This is a genomic window from Streptomyces sp. NPDC025721 (assembly GCF_055558595.1).
On record NZ_JBVHMF010000010.1, the window covers coordinates 177,036 to 193,701 of the forward strand.

The window sequence follows — 16,666 nt, forward strand, 5'->3', positions numbered from 1 at the left end:
CCCCTCCGGCCCGTCGCCGCCTGACGGTCCCCCGTGGGTGGGGGGCCTCTTTGGTACGGGTGGGGGTGGGGGCGGTCCTTTCGGATTGGCCGGGGGGGAGTTACGCAGGGCCCGTACGCCCTGCCACCCCTCCCTCCTCAGCCACAGCGGACTGTCGGGCGCCGACGGACCGGAGGGGTCGGTGCGGGGTGCCCCCGCAGGGGGACGAACGGGCAGGGGCAGAAGCAGGCGCAGGTGGCCGCAGGTTCGTCGCCCGAGGAGGTGCCCCGGGCCGGGACCGACCAGGCACAAGCGGCACCCGCAGACGAAGAAAGCACCCGCACGGGTGGGCGGGCGGGCAAAGACGCCCCCCACGCAAGCGGGCCGGGAAAAGAAGGGAGGCGGCGGGCCCCTAGGGTGAGGGGGTGGACGTAATGGAGAAGGCGCCGCTGGCCCCGTTGACAACCTTCCGCGTAGGCGGCCCCGCGCACCGCCTGATCACGGCGGCCTCGGACGCCGACGTCATCGCCGCCGTCGCCGCGGCGGACACCACCGGCGACCCCCTCCTGATCGTCGGCGGCGGCAGCAACCTCGTCGTCGGCGACCGCGGCTTCGAGGGAACGGCGCTACGGATCGCCACCCGCGGCGTGACCCTCGACGGCACCTCGCTTGAGGTCGCCGCGGGCGAGACCTGGAGCGACGTCGTGGCGCGGACCGTCGCCGCCGGCCTGGCCGGAATCGAGTGCCTGGCGGGCATCCCCGGCTCGGCGGGGGCGACGCCGATCCAGAACGTCGGCGCCTACGGCCAAGAGGTGTCGACGACGATCACCGAGGTCGTCGCGTACGACCGCCGGACCCGCGAGACGGTGACGCTGGCGAACGACGCGTGCGCCTTCTCGTACCGCCACAGCCGCTTCAAGGCGGAGCCGCACCGCTACGTCGTGCTGCGCGTCCGCTTCGGACTGGAGGACGCGGGCGGACTCTCCGCCCCGGTGAAGTACGCGGAGACGGCCCGCGCCCTGGGCGTGGAACCCGGCGACCGGGTGCCCCTGGAGAAGGCGCGGGAGACGGTGCTGGCGCTGCGCGCGGGCAAGGGCATGGTGCTGGACGAGGCCGACCACGACACCTGGTCGGCGGGCTCCTTCTTCACCAACCCGATCCTGACCGCCCCGGAGCACGCCGCGTTCCTGGAGCGGGCGAAGGAGCGGCTCGGCCAGGACACGGCGCCGCCGTCGTACCCGGCGGGCGAGGCCGGTCAGGGCCTCACGAAGCTCTCGGCGGCCTGGCTGATCGACAAGGCGGGGTTCACCAAGGGGTACGGCAGCGGCCCGGCGCGGATCTCCACCAAGCACACGCTGGCGCTGACCAACCGCGGCGGCGCGACCGCCGAGGATCTGCTGGCGCTGGCCCGCGAGGTACGCGACGGCGTCCACGCGGCGTTCGGCGTGACGCTGGTCAACGAGCCGGTCCTGGTGAGCGTCAGCCTGTAGACCCGACGGCCCTCTCGGGAGAGCCCACCGCCCCCTCGGGAGAGCCCACCCCCTCACGAGAGCCCTCGGCCCCCTCCGGTGTCGCCTCCCACTCGGCGATCCCCGCCAGCAGCCGCCGGCGTACGTCCTCCGGCGCGCGGGAGCCCCGTACGGACTGCCGGGCCAGCTCGGCCAGTTCGGCGTCGGTGAAGTCGTGCGAGGCGCGGGCGATCTCGTACTGGGCGGCGAGCCGGGAGCCGAAGAGCAGCGGGTCGTCGGCGCCGAGCGCCATCGGCACGCCCGCCTCGTACAGGGTGCGCAGCGGTACGTCCTCGGCCTTCTCGTACACGCCGAGCGCGACGTTGGAGGCCGGGCAGACCTCGCAGGTGATGCCCTTCTCGGCGAGGCGGCGCAGCAGCCGCGGGTCCTCGGCGGCGCGGACCCCGTGCCCGATACGGCCCGCGTACAGGTCGTCGACGCAGTCGCGGACGCTGGAGGGCCCCGCCAGCTCCCCGCCGTGCGGGGCCGCGAGCAGGCCGCCGTCGCGGGCGATGGCGAAGGCGCGGTCGAAGTCCCGTGCCAGACCGCGCCGTTCGTCGTTGGAGAGCCCGAAGCCGACCACGCCGCGGTCGGCGTACCGGACGGCGAGCCGGGCCAGCGTACGGGCGTCCAGCGGGTGCTTCATGCGGTTGGCGGCGACGACCACGGCCATGCCGACCCCGGTGTCCCGCGAGGCGGTGTGCACGGCGTCCAGGACGATCTCCATCGTGGGGATCAGCCCGCCGAGCCGCGGCGCGTACGAGGTCGGGTCGACCTGGATCTCCAGCCAGCCGGAGCCGTCCGCCGCGTCCTCCTCGGCGGCCTCGCGGACCAGCCGCTGGATGTCCTCCGGGGTGCGCAGGCAGGAGCGGGCGATGTCGTACAGCCGCTGGAAGCGGAACCAGCCGCGCTCGTCGGTGGCCCGGAGTTTGGGGGGTTCGCCCGAGGTCAGCGCCTCGGGGAGGTGCACGCCGTGCCGGTCGGCCAGTTCCAGGAGCGTGCCGGGGCGCATGGAGCCGGTGAAGTGCAGATGCAGATGTGCCTTGGGGAGCTGACGGACCTCGCGTGCCATTCCAAGATCCTGCTATACGACAGCCCCCGTCCGGTACCACTTTCTCCGAACGGGGGCTTGCCCGAATGCAAAAACGGATCGCCGCAGCGTCCGAAGGGGCTCAGTCCTTCGCCTCGCCCAGCAGCTTCTGGAGCCGCGAGACGCCCTCTTCCAGGTCCTCGTCGCCGAGCGCGTACGAAAGCCGCAGGTAGCCGGGGGTGCCGAAGGCCTCACCAGGCACGACCGCGACCTCGGCCTCGTCCAGGATCAGCGCGGCCAGCTCGACGGAGTCGGCCGGGCGCTTGCCGCGGATCTCCTTGCCGAGCAGCGCCTTCACCGACGGGTAGACGTAGAACGCGCCCTCGGGCGTCGGGCAGACGACGCCGTCGATCTCGTTGAGCATCCGCACGATGGTGCGGCGGCGGCGGTCGAAGGCGGTCCGCATCTCGGCGACCGCGTCCAGGTTCCCCGAGACGGCGGCCAGCGCGGCGACCTGCGCGACGTTGGAGACGTTCGAGGTGGCGTGCGACTGGAGGTTCGTCGCGGCCTTGACCACGTCCTTCGGGCCGATGATCCACCCGACCCGCCAGCCGGTCATGGCGTACGTCTTCGCCACGCCGTTGACCACGATGCACTTGTCGCGCAGCTCGGGCACGGCCGTCGGCAGCGAGGTGAACGTCGCGTCGCCGTACACCAGGTGCTCGTAGATCTCGTCGGTCAGCACCCACAGGCCGTGCTCGACGGCCCAGCGGCCGATCGCCTCGGTGTCGGCGGCGCTGTACACGGCGCCGGTGGGGTTGGACGGCGAGACGAACAGCACGACCTTGGTGCGCTCGGTGCGGGCCGCTTCGAGCTGCTCGACCGAGACCCGGTAACCGGTGGTCTCGTCCGCGACGACCTCGACCGGCACGCCGCCCGCGAGCCGGATCGACTCGGGGTAGGTGGTCCAGTACGGGGCGGGCACGATGACCTCGTCACCCGGGTCGAGGATCGCGGCGAACGCCTCGTAGATGGCCTGCTTGCCGCCGTTGGTGACCAGCACCTGCGACGGCTCGACCTCGTAGCCGGAGTCGCGGAGCGTCTTGGCGGCGATGGCCGTCTTCAGCTCGGGCAGACCGCCGGCCGGGGTGTAGCGGTGGTACTTCGGGTTGCGGCACGCCTCCACCGCGGCTTCGACGATGTAGCCGGGCGTCGGGAAATCGGGCTCTCCCGCGCCGAATCCGATGACCGGGCGCCCGGCGGCCTTGAGGGCCTTGGCCTTGGCGTCGACGGCCAGCGTCGCGGACTCGGAGATCGACCCGACGCGGGCCGACACCCGACGGTCGGTGGGAGACTGTACGGGGGGAGTAGCTGCGCTCATGACTGCATGGTCCCAGACGCGGGGGAGGCCCGGCACCCAGGTTTGCGGACCTGTCCGGACTGTGAACACACCCGGTGCGCGCCGGGGGTCCGCGGCCCCGTCGGCACCCGACCGGCACCCGACCGGCACCTGACCGGCACCTGACCAGCGCCTCGCCGGAACCTGACCAGCGCCTCGCCGGAACCTCGCCGGCACCCCACCGGAACCTCCTCGGCACCCCACCGGCACCCCGTCGACACCGCGTCAAAACGTCAACGGAACGCGGCCGGAACCTGATCGGACGCAAGGCGTTCGACGGAGGGCCGCGAAACACGTACACTCATCCGTCGATGGCCTTCCCACCGGCACCGCGGTTCCGCAATGCTGCGGTACGTTGGGGGAGTCGCAAAGGGTCGTAGCTCAATTGGTAGAGCACTGGTCTCCAAAACCAGCGGTTGTGGGTTCGAGTCCCTCCGACCCTGCTCCACACGTCACCCGACGGACGTGGGCAGGTAAAGCACTCGCCGTACCGCGCGACGGGCGCGACACGGCCACGACCCGGAGTCAGGTGAGGACGTAGTGACTGAGATCACGGACTCCATCGAGGCCCCTGAGCCTGACACGTCCGAGGACGACGAGACTCGCAAGCCCCGCCGCGGCGGCAAGCGCGGCAAGAAGGGCCCCCTCGGTCGGCTGGCGCTCTTCTACCGCCAGATCGTCGCGGAACTCCGCAAGGTCGTCTGGCCGAGCCGCAACGACCTGATCACCTACACCACAGTGGTGATTGTCTTCGTTGTCGTCGTCATCGGTCTCGTCAGCGTGGTTGACTGGGGATTCTCGAAGCTCGTCTCGTACGTCTTCGGCTGATCCCGCGGTGGGCGCCGGTCCACGGGCGCCTGTCCGCATGTTCCACCCCTTGAAGTCAGGAAGAAGCAGTCACCGTGTCTGACCCGAACGTGTACGACGCCGACGAAACCGTTGAGGGCGACGACACCGCGCTCGACATCGTCGAGGCCGCCGACGGCGAGATCGACCAGGCCGAGGCTGCCGACCTGAACGCCGGCGAAGCCGCCGAGCAGGCCGCCGTCCACGAGGACGAGGACGAGGAAGCCGCCGAGGCCGCCACGGACGAGGCGGACGACGACGAGGCGGACGACGAGTCCGACGAGGACGTGGCGGTCGCCGACGAGGACGAAGCGGCTGAGGACGAAGCGGACGAGGACGACGGCGAGGCCGCCGTGTCCGAGCCGGTCGTGGACGCGGTCGCCGCCTTCCGCGAGGAGCTTCGCACCCTGCCCGGCGAGTGGTACGTGATCCACACCTACGCCGGTTACGAGAACCGCGTGAAGTCCAACCTGGAGCAGCGCGCCGTCTCGCTCAACGTCGAGGACTACATCTACCAGGCCGAAGTGCCCCAGGAAGAAGTCGTCCAGATCAAGAACGGCGACCGCAAGACCATTCGGCAGAACAAGCTCCCCGGCTACGTGCTGGTGCGCATGGACCTGACGAACGAGTCGTGGGGCGTCGTCCGCAACACCCCCGGTGTCACCGGCTTCGTCGGCAACGCGTACGACCCGTACCCGCTGACCCTCGACGAGATCGTGAAGATGCTCGCCCCGGAGGTGGAGGCCGCGGCCGAGGCCGCCGCCATCGCCGAGGGCACCGCCCAGCCGCGCAAGGTCGAGGTCCAGGTGCTGGACTTCGAGGTCGGCGACTCGGTCACCGTCACCGACGGCCCCTTCGCGACGCTCCAGGCGACGATCAACGAGATCAACGCCGACTCGAAGAAGGTCAAGGGCCTGGTCGAGATCTTCGGCCGCGAGACCCCGGTCGAGCTGAGCTTCGACCAGATCCAGAAGAACTGAGACTTTTCCAGCGGCCCCCGTTCGACGGATTTCCGTCGGCCGGGGGCCGCTGTGTCCCCCGGCCACCGGCCGGTTTCAGGATGCGGGCCAATACCCGCTAAAGTGGTGCGGTATGCCTGTACGCAGGCACGAACACTCTCAACAGGACCCGGAGAGAGCAATGCCTCCCAAGAAGAAGAAGATCACGGGGCTGATCAAGCTCCAGATCAACGCCGGCGCGGCCAACCCGGCGCCGCCGGTCGGCCCCGCGCTGGGCCAGCACGGCGTGAACATCATGGAGTTCTGCAAGGCCTACAACGCGGCGACCGAGTCGCAGCGCGGCATGGTGATCCCGGTGGAGATCACGGTCTACGACGACCGTTCCTTCACCTTCATCACCAAGACGCCGCCGGCGGCCAAGCTGATCCTCAAGGCCGCGGGTGTCGAGAAGGGCTCCGGCGAGCCGCACGTCAAGAAGGTCGCCAAGCTCACCCGCGACCAGGTTCGGGACATCGCCACGACGAAGCTCCCCGACCTGAACGCGAACGACCTGGACGCCGCCGAGAAGATCATCGCCGGCACCGCCCGCTCCATGGGCATCACGGTCGAGGGCTGACGCCCGAGCGACAGAGGCGAGGGCCGACGCCCCGCCGGTTCATCTGTGGCAGGGCCTGCTCGGCCCGTACCACGACTCCCCTTCACCAACAGGAGCAGTAAGTGAGCAAGCGCAGCAAGTCCCTTCGCGCTGCCGACGGCAAGATCGACGCGGAGCGCCTGTACGCCCCCCTCGAGGCCGTCCGGATCGCCAAGGACACCGCGACCACCAAGTTCGACTCGACCGTCGAGGTCGCCTTCCGCCTGGGTGTCGACCCGCGCAAGGCCGACCAGATGGTCCGTGGCACCGTGAACCTTCCGCACGGCACCGGCAAGACCGCCCGGGTCCTGGTCTTCGCGACCGGTGACCGTGCTGCGGCCGCGGAAGCCGCGGGAGCCGACATCGTCGGCTCCGACGAACTGATCGACGAGGTGTCGAAGGGCCGTCTGGACTTCGACGCCGTCGTCGCCACCCCGGACCTCATGGGCAAGGTCGGCCGTCTGGGCCGCGTGCTCGGTCCCCGTGGCCTGATGCCGAACCCGAAGACCGGTACGGTCACCCCGGACGTGGCGAAGGCTGTCACGGACATCAAGGGCGGCAAGATCGAGTTCCGCGTCGACAAGCACTCGAACCTGCACTTCATCATCGGCAAGGTCTCCTTCGACGAGACCAAGCTGGTGGAGAACTACGCGGCGGCCCTGGACGAGATCCTGCGTCTCAAGCCGTCCGCCGCCAAGGGTCGTTACATCAAGAAGGCCGCCGTGAGCACCACCATGGGCCCCGGCATCCAGGTCGACCCCAACCGCACCCGCAACCTCCTCGTCGAGGAGGACCCGGCGTCCGTCTGATGACGACGCGGGGCCACGCGTAAGGCGTGCGGCACCATCCGAAGTCCGGCCTCCGTGCACACCGCACGGGGGCCGGATTTGGTGTTGTCAGGACCCGTCCCGTACGCTTCCCGAGAAGCCAAAGACCGCTGGTCGTTGCCGTGCCCCGAAAAGGGCGTGGCGGCCGAAGGATCCGCTAGCTGCGGATGGCCCGCGCAGGTGATCGTGGATGAACTCCGGAAGAGATTTCCGCCGAGCGGAAGTCGATTCCGTCGAGTCACGCCCCGTGCGCCTGCGCCGGGGCGTTCGTTTTTGCCAAGTCCCCTCCTTCAATTCCGTGCGGTCCGCAATCACCCGGAAGGAGGCCGAGACTCATGGCGAGGCCCGATAAGGCTGCCGCGGTTGCCGAGTTGACGGATCAGTTCCGCTCCTCGAACGCCGCTGTGCTGACCGAGTACCGCGGTCTCACCGTGGCGCAGCTCAAGACGCTGCGCCGTTCGCTCGGTGAGAACGTCACGTACGCCGTGGTGAAGAACACGCTGACCAAGATCGCGGCCAACGAGGCCGGGATCAGCACGCTCGACGACCTGTTCGCGGGTCCGTCGGCCGTCGCCTTCGTCGCCGGTGACCCGGTCGAGGCGGCGAAGGGTCTGCGCGACTTCGCCAAGGACAACCCCGCTCTCGTCATCAAGGGCGGTGTCCTTGACGGCAAGGCGCTGTCCGCCGACGAGATCAAGAAGCTCGCGGACCTCGAGTCCCGCGAGGTTCTGCTCGCCAAGCTGGCGGGCGCCATGAAGGCCAAGCAGTCGCAGACTGCCGCGCTCTTCCAGGCGCTGCCCTCGAAGTTCGTCCGCACCGCGGAGGCGCTTCGTGCCAAGCAGGCCGAGCAGGCAGAGCAGGGCGGTGCCGGTACGCCGGCTCCCGCCGAGGCTGCGGAGTAACCACTCCCGCAGTCCAGCGGGCTCCGAGTACGCCCGCCGACATCGACAACCGGCACCAGCCGAATTAGTGGAAGGACCGCCATCATGGCGAAGCTCAGCCAGGCCGAGCTGCTCGAGCAGTTCGAGACCCTCACCCTCATCGAGCTCTCCGAGTTCGTGAAGGCCTTCGAGGAGAAGTTCGACGTCACCGCCGCCGCCCCCGTCGCCGCCGCCGGTGTCGCCGGTCCGGCCGCCGTCGCGGACGCCGCCCCGGAGCAGGACGAGTTCGACGTCGTCCTCACCGCCGCCGGTGACAAGAAGATCCAGGTCATCAAGGTCGTGCGTGAGCTGACCTCGCTCGGCCTGAAGGAGGCCAAGGATCTCGTGGACGGCGCCCCGAAGCCCGTCCTGGAGAAGGTCGACAAGGCTGCCGCCGACAAGGCCGCCGAGTCCCTCAAGGCCGCCGGCGCCTCGGTCGAGGTCAAGTAACACCGAGCGGCACCCAGCAGTCCCCGTACGGCCCGCACAGGGCCGGACAGCCGTAGGGCGGTCACCCATCCGGGTGGCCGCCCTACGGCGTTCCCGCGTCCTTGTGGCGGGGCGGTGCCACCGTCCGGATAAGGTGATCGTTCCCGCACGGGACCTGCTCCGGGAGCCATCCGGCAGGGGGCCGGGCGCGGGGCTGTGAGCATCTCTGCCAGGCCAGGGCCTTGACGAACCGCACGCGGCGCGCAATTCTCAGGACGCGTCGACACTTCGATCCGGGTTGGATGCATGGATCGGGGGAGATGCGGGAATGCATGGCGCAGGCGCGGATCCGGTTCCGAGGCGGGATCCGCAGGACGGACGAGGGGGCGATGATTCGGTACTCCGAATCTCTGCTCTGGACATCAGTGTGCCGAGTGGCTACACTGACCCTTTGCGCTGCCTGTTAGCTGCTGCCTGGCCCGTCACCAGGAGCATGCCCACGTCTGAGCACTGCTGAAGAAGTCCGCCATCAGGGCTTTCTTCTTACGCTCAGGGGCGGACCGGTATGCGCGTAGTGAGTCCGAGCCCTCGGAAGGACCCCCTCTTGGCCGCCTCGCGCAACGCCTCGACCACCAATTCGAACAACGGCGCAAGCACCGCCCCGCTGCGCATCTCTTTCGCGAAGATCCGTGAACCGCTCGAAGTTCCGAACCTCCTCGCGCTCCAGACCGAGAGCTTTGACTGGCTGCTCGGCAACGCCGCGTGGAAGGCCCGTGTCGAGGCGGCCCTGGACAGTGGGCAGGACGTCCCCAGGAAGTCGGGTCTGGAGGAGATCTTCGAGGAGATCTCGCCGATCGAGGACTTCTCCGGGTCGATGTCGCTCACTTTCCGTGACCACCGATTCGAGCCTCCGAAGAACTCGCTGGACGAGTGCAAGGAGCGCGACTTCACGTACGGCGCCCCGCTCTTCGTCACCGCCGAGTTCACCAACAACGAGACCGGCGAGATCAAGTCCCAGACGGTCTTCATGGGTGACTTCCCGCTGATGACCAACAAGGGCACCTTCTGCATCAACGGCACCGAGCGTGTCGTCGTCTCGCAGCTCGTGCGCTCGCCGGGTGTCTACTTCGACAGCCAGATCGACAAGACGTCCGACAAGGACATCTTCTCCGCCAAGATCATCCCGTCCCGGGGTGCCTGGCTGGAGATGGAGATCGACAAGCGCGACATGGTCGGTGTCCGCATCGACCGCAAGCGCAAGCAGTCGGTCACCGTCCTGCTCAAGGCGCTCGGCTGGAGCACCGAGCAGATCCTGGACGAGTTCGGCGACTACGAGTCGATGCGCGCCACCCTGGAGAAGGACCACACCCAGGGCCAGGACGACGCGCTGCTCGACATCTACCGCAAGCTGCGTCCGGGCGAGCCGCCGACCAAGGAGGCCGCGCAGACCCTGCTGGAGAACCTCTACTTCAACCCCAAGCGCTACGACCTCGCGAAGGTCGGCCGCTACAAGGTGAACAAGAAGCTCGGCAGCGACGCGCCCCTGGACGCCGGTGTGCTCACCACCGACGACATCATCGCCACCATCAAGTACCTGGTGAAGCTGCACGCCGGTGAGACCGAGACCACCGGGGAGAACGGCTCCTCGATGGTCGTCGAGGTCGACGACATCGACCACTTCGGCAACCGCCGCCTGCGCAACGTGGGCGAGCTGATCCAGAACCAGGTCCGTACCGGCCTGGCCCGTATGGAGCGCGTGGTCCGCGAGCGGATGACGACCCAGGACGTCGAGGCGATCACGCCGCAGACCCTGATCAACATCCGGCCGGTCGTCGCCTCCATCAAGGAGTTCTTCGGCACCAGCCAGCTCTCCCAGTTCATGGACCAGACGAACCCGCTGTCCGGCCTGACCCACAAGCGCCGCCTGTCGGCGCTGGGCCCCGGTGGTCTGTCCCGTGAGCGGGCCGGCTTCGAGGTCCGCGACGTGCACCCGTCGCACTACGGCCGCATGTGCCCGATCGAGACCCCCGAAGGCCCGAACATCGGCCTGATCGGCTCGCTCGCCTCCTACGGCCGGGTCAACGCGTTCGGCTTCGTCGAGACCCCGTACCGCAAGGTCGTCGAGGGCGTCGTCACCGACGACGTCGACTACCTGACCGCGGACGAGGAAGACCGCTTCGTCATCGCGCAGGCCAACGCGCCGCTCACCGAGGACCTGCGGTTCGCCGAGTCCCGCGTGCTGGTCCGCCGCCGCGGCGGCGAGATCGACTACATCCCCGGCGACGACGTCGACTACATGGACGTCTCGCCGCGCCAGATGGTGTCGGTCGCGACCGCGATGATCCCGTTCCTGGAGCACGACGACGCCAACCGCGCGCTCATGGGATCGAACATGATGCGCCAGGCCGTGCCGCTGATCAAGGCGGAGGCGCCGCTGGTCGGCACCGGCATGGAGTACCGCTGCGCGGTCGACGCCGGTGACGTCATCAAGGCGGACAAGGACGGTGTGGTCCAGGAGGTCTCGGCCGACTACGTCACCATCACCAACGACGACGGCACGTACACCACGTACCGCGTCGCGAAGTTCTCCCGCTCCAACCAGGGCACGTCCTTCAACCAGAAGGTCGTCGTCAACGAGGGCGACCGGGTCGTCGTCGGCCAGGTGCTCGCCGACGGTCCCTCGACCGACGAGGGCGAGATGGCCCTCGGCAAGAACCTCCTGGTGGCGTTCATGCCCTGGGAGGGCCACAACTACGAAGACGCGATCATCCTCAGCCAGCGGCTGGTCCAGGACGACGTCCTCTCCTCGATCCACATCGAGGAGCACGAGGTCGACGCCCGTGACACCAAGCTCGGCCCGGAGGAGATCACCCGGGACATCCCCAACGTCTCCGAGGAGGTCCTCGCGGACCTCGACGAGCGCGGGATCATCCGGATCGGCGCCGACGTCGTCGCCGGCGACATCCTGGTCGGCAAGGTCACGCCCAAGGGCGAGACCGAGCTGACCCCGGAGGAGCGCCTGCTGCGCGCGATCTTCGGCGAGAAGGCCCGTGAGGTCCGTGACACCTCGCTGAAGGTGCCGCACGGCGAGACCGGCAAGGTCATCGGCGTCCGGGTCTTCGACCGCGAGGAGGGCGACGAACTGCCGCCCGGTGTCAACCAGCTCGTGCGCGTGTACGTGGCGCAGAAGCGGAAGATCACCGACGGCGACAAGCTCGCCGGCCGTCACGGCAACAAGGGCGTCATCTCGAAGATCCTGCCGGTCGAGGACATGCCGTTCACCGAGGACGGCACCCCGGTCGACATCATCCTCAACCCGCTCGGCGTCCCGTCCCGCATGAACCCGGGACAGGTGCTGGAGATCCACCTCGGCTGGCTCGCCAAGCAGGGCTGGGACGTCTCCGGTATCGGCGAGGAGTGGGCGCGTCGCCTCCAGGCGATCGACGCGGACGTCGTCGCCGCCGGCACCAACGTCGCGACCCCGGTCTTCGACGGCGCCCGCGAGGACGAGATCCGCGGTCTGTTCGAGTCCACCATCCCGAACCGCGACGGCGACCGCATGGTCCTGCCGTCCGGCAAGGCGCGGATGTTCGACGGCCGCTCCGGCGAGCCGTTCCCTGAGCCGATCTCGATCGGCTACATGTACATCCTCAAGCTGCACCACCTGGTGGACGACAAGCTGCACGCCCGCTCCACCGGTCCGTACTCGATGATCACCCAGCAGCCGCTGGGTGGTAAGGCGCAGTTCGGTGGCCAGCGATTCGGTGAGATGGAGGTGTGGGCGCTGGAGGCGTACGGCGCCGCTTACGCCCTCCAGGAGCTGCTGACCATCAAGTCCGACGACGTGCTCGGCCGCGTGAAGGTCTACGAGGCCATCGTCAAGGGCGAGAACATCCCCGAGCCGGGCATCCCCGAGTCCTTCAAGGTGCTCATCAAGGAAATGCAGTCGCTCTGCCTCAACGTGGAGGTGCTGTCCTCGGACGGCATGTCCATCGAGATGCGTGACACCGACGAGGACGTCTTCCGCGCCGCGGAAGAACTCGGTATCGACCTGTCCCGGCGGGAGCCGAGCAGCGTCGAAGAGGTCTGACGGGCCGGTCGCCCGGTCCCTCCAGGACCGGGCGGCCTCTCCCAGGACCGTTCAGACCATGTTTGACAATCGACCCCGACCGCGTTTTTTGGTCGGGTGGAACCCGAAGGCGGGATTGACGACAAGTGCTCGACGTCAACTTCTTCGACGAGCTGCGGATCGGCCTTGCCACCGCGGACGACATTCGTACCTGGTCGCACGGCGAAGTGAAGAAGCCGGAGACCATCAACTACCGCACGCTCAAGCCGGAAAAGGACGGGCTCTTCTGCGAGAAGATCTTCGGCCCTACCCGGGACTGGGAGTGCTACTGCGGGAAGTACAAGCGGGTCCGCTTCAAGGGCATCATCTGTGAGCGCTGCGGCGTCGAGGTCACTCGCGCCAAGGTGCGTCGTGAGCGGATGGGCCACATCGAGCTGGCCGCGCCCGTCACGCACATCTGGTACTTCAAGGGCGTTCCGTCGCGCCTCGGCTACCTGCTCGACCTCGCCCCGAAGGACCTGGAGAAGGTCATCTACTTCGCGGCGTACATGATCACGTGGGTGGACGACGAGCGCCGCACGCGCGACCTGCCGTCGCTGGAGGCCCAGGTCTCCGTCGAGCGCCAGCAGGTCGAGCAGCGCCGTGACTCCGACGTCGAGGGCCGGCAGAAGAAGCTGGAAGCCGACCTGGCCGAGCTGGAGAACGAAGGCGCCAAGGCCGACGTCCGCCGCAAGGTCCGCGAAGGCGCCGAGCGCGAGATGAAGCAGCTCCGCGACCGTGCGCAGCGCGAGATCGACCGGCTCGACGAGGTGTGGGCCCGCTTCAAGAACCTCAAGGTCCAGGACCTGGAGGGCGACGAGCTGCTCTACCGCGAGCTGCGCGACCGCTTCGGTACGTACTTCCAGGGTTCGATGGGTGCCGCGGCGCTGCAAAAGCGCCTGGAGTCCTTCGACCTGGAGGAGGAGGCCGAGCGCCTCCGCGAGATCATCCGTACCGGCAAGGGCCAGAAGAAGACCCGGGCGCTCAAGCGCCTCAAGGTCGTCTCCGCCTTCCTCCAGACCACCAACAAGCCCAACGGCATGGTGCTGGACTGCGTCCCGGTGATCCCGCCGGACCTGCGTCCGATGGTGCAGCTCGACGGTGGCCGCTTCGCGACCTCCGACCTCAACGACCTGTACCGCCGTGTCATCAACCGCAACAACCGCCTGAAGCGGCTTCTCGACCTCGGCGCCCCCGAGATCATCGTGAACAACGAGAAGCGCATGCTCCAGGAGGCCGTCGACGCGCTCTTCGACAACGGCCGTCGCGGCCGCCCGGTCACGGGCCCCGGCAACCGTCCGCTGAAGTCGCTGTCCGACATGCTCAAGGGCAAGCAGGGCCGCTTCCGGCAGAACCTGCTCGGCAAGCGCGTCGACTACTCCGCCCGTTCGGTGATCGTCGTCGGCCCGCAGCTCAAGCTGCACCAGTGCGGCCTGCCCAAGGCCATGGCGCTGGAGCTCTTCAAGCCGTTCGTGATGAAGCGCCTGGTGGACCTGAACCACGCGCAGAACATCAAGTCGGCCAAGCGCATGGTCGAGCGCGGCCGTACGGTCGTGTACGACGTGCTCGAAGAGGTCATCGCCGAGCACCCGGTGCTGCTCAACCGCGCACCGACCCTGCACCGTCTGGGCATCCAGGCATTCGAGCCGCAGCTCGTCGAGGGCAAGGCCATCCAGATCCACCCGCTGGTCTGCACCGCGTTCAACGCGGACTTCGACGGCGACCAGATGGCCGTGCACCTCCCGCTGTCCGCGGAGGCGCAGGCCGAGGCCCGCATCCTGATGCTGTCCTCGAACAACATCCTCAAGCCGGCCGACGGCCGTCCGGTCACCATGCCGACCCAGGACATGGTGCTCGGTCTGTTCTTCCTGACCACGGACTCCGAGGAGCGCGAGGTCATCGGGGAGAACCGGGCGTTCGGTTCGACCGCCGAGGCGATCATGGCGTTCGACGGCCGTGAGCTGTCGATGCAGGCGCCGGTCGACATCCGCTTCCCGGTGGGCACCGTCCCGCCGCGCGGCTGGGTGCCGCCGGAGCCCACCGAGGGCGAGGAGCCGTACCAGCTCGGCGACACGTTCCGGCTGCGGACGACCCTGGGCCGCGCGCTCTTCAACGAGCTGCTGCCCGAGGACTACCCGTTCGTGGACTACGCGGTCGGCAAGAAGCAGCTCTCCGAGATCGTCAACGACCTCGCCGAGCGCTACCCGAAGGTCATCGTGGCGGCGACGCTCGACAACCTGAAGGCGGCGGGCTTCCACTGGGCGACCCGTTCCGGTGTCACCGTGTCCGTCACGGACATCGTGGTGCCCGAGGCCAAGAAGGCGATCATCGCCTCCTACGAGGCCCAGGACGAGAAGGTCCAGAAGCAGTACGAGCGCGGTCTGATCACCAAGGACGAGCGCACTCAGGAGCTCATCGCGATCTGGACCAAGGCGACCAACGAGGTCGCTGTGGCGATGAACGCGAACTTCCCGAAGACCAACCCCATCTTCATGATGGTGGACTCCGGGGCCCGCGGAAACATGATGCAGATGCGTCAGATCGCGGGTATGCGTGGCCTGGTGTCGAACGCCAAGAACGAGACGATCGCCCGTCCGATCAAGGCGTCCTTCCGTGAGGGCCTGTCCGTGCTGGAGTACTTCATCTCCACCCACGGTGCCCGTAAGGGTCTGGCCGACACCGCGCTGCGTACCGCCGACTCGGGTTACCTGACCCGTCGTCTGGTGGACGTCTCGCAGGACGTGATCATCCGCGAGGAGGACTGCGGCACCGAGCGCGGTCTGAAGCTGCGGATCGCCGAGCGCGGCGCGGACGGTTCGCTGCGCAAGACGGACGACGTCGAGACCAGCGTGTACGCCCGCATGCTCGCCGAGGACGTCGTGGTGGACGGCAAGGTCATCGCGCCCGCCAACGTCGACCTCGGTGACGTGCTGATCGACCAGCTCGTGCGGCACGGTGTCGAGGAGGTCAAGACCCGCTCGATCCTCACCTGCGAGTCGACCGTCGGCACCTGCGCGTACTGCTACGGCCGTTCGCTGGCCACCGGCAAGCTCGTCGACATCGGCGAGGCCGTCGGTATCATCGCGGCCCAGTCGATCGGTGAGCCCGGCACCCAGCTCACGATGCGTACCTTCCACACCGGTGGTGTGGCCGGTGACGACATCACGCAGGGTCTGCCGCGTGTCGTCGAGCTGTTCGAGGCCCGTGTCCCGAAGGGTGTCGCCCCGATCTCCGAGGCGTCCGGCCGGGTGCGGATCGAGGAGACCGAGAAGACGAAGAAGCTCGTCGTCACCCCGGACGACGGTGCCGAGGAGATCGCCTACCCGATCTCCAAGCGCGCCAAGCTCCTGGTGGGCGAGGGCGACCACGTCGAGGTCGGCCAGAAGCTGACCTTCGGTGCCACCAACCCGCACGACGTGCTGCGCATTCTGGGCCAGCGCCAGGTGCAGATCCACCTGGTGCAGGAAGTCCAGAAGGTCTACAACTCGCAGGGCGTGTCGATCCACGACAAGCACATCGAGATCATCATCCGGCAGATGCTGCGCCGGGTGACGATCATCGAGTCCGGCGACGCGGAGCTGCTGCCCGGCGAGCTGGTCGAGCGCGGCCGGTTCGAGACCGAGAACCGGCGTGTGGTCTCCGAGGGCGGTCACCCGGCCTCGGGTCGTCCGCAGCTCATGGGTATCACCAAGGCCTCGCTGGCCACGGAGTCCTGGCTGTCGGCCGCCTCCTTCCAGGAGACGACCCGGGTGCTGACCGACGCGGCGATCCACGCCAAGTCGGACTCGCTGCTGGGCCTGAAGGAGAACGTCATCATCGGCAAGCTGATCCCGGCCGGTACGGGCCTCGCCCGCTACCGCAACATCCGGGTGGAGCCGACCGAGGAGGCCAAGGCCGCGATGTACTCGGCCGTCGGCTACGACGACATCGACTACAGCCCGTTCGGCACCGGCTCCGGCCAGGCCGTTCCGCTGGAGGACTACGACTACGGCCCGTACAACGGCTGAGTTTCGTCCCGTTGCTGTCA

General features: G+C 68.5%; 11 protein-coding genes and 1 tRNA gene. 10 read left to right on the forward strand and 2 right to left on the reverse strand.

Annotated features, from left to right (window positions below):
* Window positions 1–413: 413 nt before the first annotated feature.
* On the forward strand, window positions 414–1,469 hold the full coding sequence (locus ACZ4EF_RS16960; protein WP_467505154.1) for a UDP-N-acetylmuramate dehydrogenase: 1,056 nt from the start codon (window positions 414–416) through the stop codon (window positions 1,467–1,469).
* Here the strand turns inward: ACZ4EF_RS16960 and ACZ4EF_RS16965 are convergent.
* Both ACZ4EF_RS16965 and ACZ4EF_RS16970 read right to left on the reverse strand, forming a co-directional pair.
* Entirely contained in the window at window positions 1,459–2,559 is a 1,101-nt protein-coding gene (locus tag ACZ4EF_RS16965) for an adenosine deaminase (protein WP_467505087.1), read from the reverse strand. The genes ACZ4EF_RS16960 and ACZ4EF_RS16965 overlap by 11 nt on opposite strands.
* A gap of 100 nt (window positions 2,560–2,659) precedes the next feature.
* Window positions 2,660–3,898, reverse strand: coding sequence for a pyridoxal phosphate-dependent aminotransferase (locus ACZ4EF_RS16970; protein WP_355340268.1), 1,239 nt, complete (start codon window positions 3,896–3,898; stop codon window positions 2,660–2,662).
* A gap of 388 nt (window positions 3,899–4,286) precedes the next feature.
* Here ACZ4EF_RS16970 and ACZ4EF_RS16975 point away from each other — a divergent pair.
* From ACZ4EF_RS16975 to ACZ4EF_RS17015, 9 genes are all read left to right on the forward strand, one after another.
* Window positions 4,287–4,359: transfer RNA gene (locus tag ACZ4EF_RS16975), tRNA-Trp, on the forward strand.
* A 106-nt stretch (window positions 4,360–4,465) separates the two neighbouring features.
* On the forward strand, window positions 4,466–4,744 hold the full coding sequence (secE, locus tag ACZ4EF_RS16980) for a preprotein translocase subunit SecE (protein WP_355340710.1): 279 nt from the start codon (window positions 4,466–4,468) through the stop codon (window positions 4,742–4,744).
* Window positions 4,745–4,818: 74 nt separating this feature from the next.
* Complete coding sequence (gene nusG, locus ACZ4EF_RS16985; RefSeq protein WP_355340265.1) at window positions 4,819–5,742, forward strand: transcription termination/antitermination protein NusG; 924 nt, start codon at window positions 4,819–4,821, stop codon at window positions 5,740–5,742.
* A gap of 160 nt (window positions 5,743–5,902) precedes the next feature.
* Window positions 5,903–6,337 (forward strand): 50S ribosomal protein L11, encoded by a 435-nt coding sequence (gene rplK, locus ACZ4EF_RS16990; RefSeq protein WP_355340262.1) that lies wholly within the window; start codon window positions 5,903–5,905, stop codon window positions 6,335–6,337.
* Window positions 6,338–6,438: 101 nt separating this feature from the next.
* A complete protein-coding gene (gene rplA, locus ACZ4EF_RS16995) occupies window positions 6,439–7,164 on the forward strand; it encodes a 50S ribosomal protein L1 (protein WP_355340259.1) in 726 nt (241 codons plus the stop codon).
* Between the two features lie 353 nt (window positions 7,165–7,517).
* Window positions 7,518–8,084, forward strand: coding sequence for a 50S ribosomal protein L10 (rplJ, locus tag ACZ4EF_RS17000; RefSeq protein ID WP_355340256.1), 567 nt, complete (start codon window positions 7,518–7,520; stop codon window positions 8,082–8,084).
* 84 nt (window positions 8,085–8,168) lie between these two features.
* Complete coding sequence (gene rplL, locus ACZ4EF_RS17005; protein ID WP_355340253.1) at window positions 8,169–8,552, forward strand: 50S ribosomal protein L7/L12; 384 nt, start codon at window positions 8,169–8,171, stop codon at window positions 8,550–8,552.
* A gap of 583 nt (window positions 8,553–9,135) precedes the next feature.
* Window positions 9,136–12,621, forward strand: a complete 3,486-nt coding sequence (rpoB, locus tag ACZ4EF_RS17010) for a DNA-directed RNA polymerase subunit beta (protein ID WP_355340250.1) — start codon at window positions 9,136–9,138, stop codon at window positions 12,619–12,621.
* A 125-nt stretch (window positions 12,622–12,746) separates the two neighbouring features.
* The gene (locus ACZ4EF_RS17015) at window positions 12,747–16,646 is read left to right on the forward strand and encodes a DNA-directed RNA polymerase subunit beta' (RefSeq protein ID WP_355340247.1); all 3,900 of its coding nucleotides are present in this window, start codon (window positions 12,747–12,749) and stop codon (window positions 16,644–16,646) included.
* Window positions 16,647–16,666 lie beyond the last annotated feature (20 nt).